This window comes from Streptococcus sp. 2154 (genome assembly GCF_013277255.1).
Taxonomy (GTDB): Bacteria; Bacillota; Bacilli; order Lactobacillales; family Streptococcaceae; genus Streptococcus; species Streptococcus pseudopneumoniae.
Window position 1 is genome coordinate 1 of sequence record NZ_VMMK01000005.1, and the last position, 3,985, is coordinate 3,985.

The 3,985-nt window shown below is 40.7% G+C and carries 1 protein-coding gene; it reads right to left on the reverse strand.

Going from position 1 to position 3,985, the window contains the following annotated elements; all coding sequences use genetic code 11:
* Nucleotides 1-3,810 (reverse strand): YPDG domain-containing protein (locus HT693_RS00115; RefSeq protein ID WP_172924636.1); only part of this gene is annotated, 3,810 nt, incomplete at its 3' end.
* Nucleotides 3,811-3,985: the final 175 nt, after the last annotated feature.

The window sequence follows — 3,985 nt, forward strand, 5'->3', positions numbered from 1 at the left end:
TACTGTGATAACTTCTGGTTGGTCACTTTCGAAGGTTGTTCCCGTTGGAATGTCCTTACCATTTTCTTCTGTTAATGGAATTTCTACCTTAGTTCCTGGTTTGCCATTTCCATCTTCGTATTTCGGTGTGTAGATATCTTTATCTTGTTCACCTACTGTAACCGTTACTGGAACTTCTTCTTTCGAGCCATCTGGATAGGTTACCGTTACTTTACCGGTAATCTTGTCTCCTGGGTTCTTATCTGCTGGAATTGTGACAGTGACTTTTCCTTTATCATCTACTGTGATTCCTGGTGTTCCACTTTCGAAGGTTGTTCCTGTTGGAATTTTCTTACCATTTTCTTCTGTTAATGGAATTTCCACCTTAGTTCCTGGTTTGCCATTTCCATCTTCGTATTTCGGTGTGTAGATATCTTTATCTTGTTCACCTACTGTAACCGTTACTGGAACTTCTTCTTTCGAGCCATCTGGATAGGTTACCGTTACTTTACCGGTAATCTTGTCTCCTGGTTTAGCTTCTTTTGGAATTGTGACAGTGACTTTTCCTTTATCATCTACTGTGATAACTTCTGGTTGGTCACTTTCGAAGGTTGTTCCCGTTGGAATGTCCTTACCATTTTCTTCTGTTAATGGAATTTCTACCTTAGTTCCTGGTTTGCCATTTCCATCTTCGTATTTCGGTGTGTAGATATCTTTATCTTGTTCACCTACTGTAACCGTTACTGGAACTTCTTCTTTCGAGCCATCTGGATAGGTTACCGTTACTTTACCGGTAATCTTGTTTCCTGGTTTAGCTTCTTTTGGAATTGTAACAGTGACTTTTCCTTTGTCATCTACTGTGACTACTCCTGGTGTTAAGCTTGTGTATGTTGTGCCTGATGGAATGGTTTTTCCGTTCGCTTCACTTACTGGGATGTCTACTGATGCTCCTGGTTTACCACTACCATCATTGTACTTCGGTGTGTAATCATCTTTATTTGGACGTCCTACAACTACTGGAATATTTACTGTATCATGTGAACCATCTGGGTATGTTACTTTCACTACAGCATTTCCTACATTACCTGATGTATTTGTTGACGGTTTACTTTGTACCGTTAAAGTTCCTGGAGCAAAGTTTTGTACTTTTGCCTTCACTTCATCATCCGTAATGTTATGGTTATACGGAACTGTTAATGTTTCTCCTGTCGGATTATATTTGCTAGCTTGCTCTTCAACAGTGATTTTTATTGTTTTTTCTGAAGAATTATTATTTTTATCATATGCTTTAATTTTTACAGTATAGAATCCTGTCGCAGCATTCGTAGTCCCTGTAATCTTGCCATTTTCATATTTTAATCCTTGTGGTAAATTGCTTACCTCTATTGGATTATTATCACGCAAGCCAACTCCACCTGTATTATCTACAGCTGTTACAGGGATTGGAGTAATTGGTTCGTTTTTAGTTACTGTAGCATCTGCTGCTGTAATGGTTGGCCCCGTCTTATCACCAGCTGTGACAGTGAAAGTAAAGGTCACAGGTTGTGCTGAGTTCCCTGCATCATCAGTAGCCTTAAAGGTAATTGTCTGTGTTTTGCCAACATCTTCTGGCAAAGTCTTAATGGTGATTTTTCTGATTTGATCGGCATCTGTACTTCCTTTTGATTCTACAAATGCTTTCGCTCCAACAATCCTACTACCATATTTGGTTAGAAAATCACTAGCATCCAGTTTAGCCTTTTTATCATCCGTCGCTCTGACTGTAAATGTTACCCATTCACCTTCTGTTACCGTTTGGTTGGCTGGTGTGATGGTCAAGGTTGGGGCTTGTTTGTCTGGTGCTTCTGTCGGTGTTACGGCCTCACTTCGTTCTGAAGTCACTGTTCCATTAGTATTAGTAACTACTGTTTCAGCTGTAATAGGGTTTCCTGGTAGAGCTTCTGTGACTGTAACGGTTGCAGTCTCTCCATTAGTTGTTCCAGTTCCAATAACTCTATCACCATCGTAAAGCTTAACTGTTGAACCGTTTGGCACTCCGTTTCCAACATTAACCGTAATTTGTTGATTTGTTAAGCCTTTTTTGTTCTCTAAACTTGTTGTAATAGTCGGTTTTTTAGGTTTAACTGTAAGCTTAACAGTTCCGTCTGAGCCTGAGTTAGCATCTTCTGATGATGACTTATCACTGTAGGTAGCAATTACTTTATAAGTAAAGACTCCAGCTTGATCTGTACTTGGTTTACGATTGTCTTTCCAGCTCCAAGCCATTCCTGACGGGAAGTCTTTACCACTTTTTGAAGTGATATAGCCATCACCTACAGGGTTATCTGTATTTGGAAGACTATCTCCCACCGTTTTGGTGTGTGAACTACCTTTGATAGGGTAGGTTTCTGCCTCTGTGGTCGTTTCTAATCTGGCACCCAATGCTCCCACAATATATGACTGATTAGTCGTTTTTCCGTATGTTGTCGTGGCAGCGTAGACATGACCGTATCTAGCTGCTTCATCAGCAGTCACATCGTCTTTAAGTCTAATCTTCGCATGCATATGAACAGCATAATCTATACTTTGTTCTCCAACCTTAATCCCCAAATAATATGATAATTCTGGATACTTACCGTCTGGTTTTTTGGTAAGAGTATTCAGAACAGAATTTTCTTGGTTATTTTTGAATACATCCCAACGCTGGTTATCTCTAGTTACTCCTGAACGTGGATCATACAAACTGATATAATCATTGTTAAAGATATATGGCTTCTGTTCCCACTGTTTATCGATGAAGGCTGTCTCTCCATATTTTTGGAATCCGATATTCCCATCAGAAAGCCTTCTTCCATCAAATTTCTTGTATCGTGTGAAACTCAAGTCTTTTACCGTGTTAGAGGAGTGCATGATATTAAACGGAGCTTGGAAATAATACTGTTGCTGGTATGAGCGACTCACCATTCTTTTTCCATCGTTATTAAAGAAGACATCGTAGACCATCCATTTTTGTCCATTTTCTTCCTTAAAATTTGCTCTGATTACTGTCTTATCACTAGTAAAATCTGGATCATCATTCCTTGTATTTTGACCTTTGTTAGTAGATGGATCAACAGAAGCAAAGTATCTGACATCAGACAAAGCACCTTCGTTAACAGTACCCGGGATAGATTCCAGAGCCCTCTTAGATCTTCTAGATCTCTTAGGTTTATCTTCTGCTCCAGATGCAGAAGCAGCCCTGTCTGAACCCTCCTCCTTATGGTCGCTCCTTTCAGAAGAGGCATTTTTATCCGCTGATTCACTTCCCTGCGGCTGACTTTCTTCTTTAGAAGAACTTGATAAGACTACCAAGTCTTTTTCCAAGTCCTCAGCAAGACTGTCAAGCTCCCCTTGACCTGCATCAGCACGGGCTAATAATTCTTTTCCTTTTTGAAGTCGCTCCTTAATAGGACTTACAACTGAAGGATCGTGCTTCGAGTCGGTAGAAAGAAGAGCACTTACCTCTTCCATTAGCTTGCTCAAGCGGCTGCTATCAACTGTAGCAGCTTTCTCTTCAGCAGGTTGAGCTTCTTTATTTGCTGAAGGCTCACTGGCTACTTCGGCTTGATTTTCATCCCTTGCCTGCCCTGCTTCAGACGACTGCTCCCCATCTTTCGGGCTAGCTAGACCAGTAGTCGATGACGACGTGTTTTGGCTTGGGCTATCTGCACTCACGACATTGGCCCCCATAAACATAAGAGCCGCAACCGCAACAGAAGCTGCACCAAAGCTATATTTACGAATAGAGAAGCGCAAGACTTTTTCGCGTTGATGGCGCTTTACCCTACTGAGTGAATTCGATTTATCTTCCATGTTACCTCCTTAAGAAGACTAATGATATAATAAAAAATAAGTTTCCCAACTCCCACTCCTTCAGAGAGTGAAGCTAGAAACAGCACCGTGATTCTTACTAGTGAGTAAATGATAGGAGATGATACGAGGTCACCCTTAAGCCTCAAGTAACTATAATATCACAGCTATCACAGCT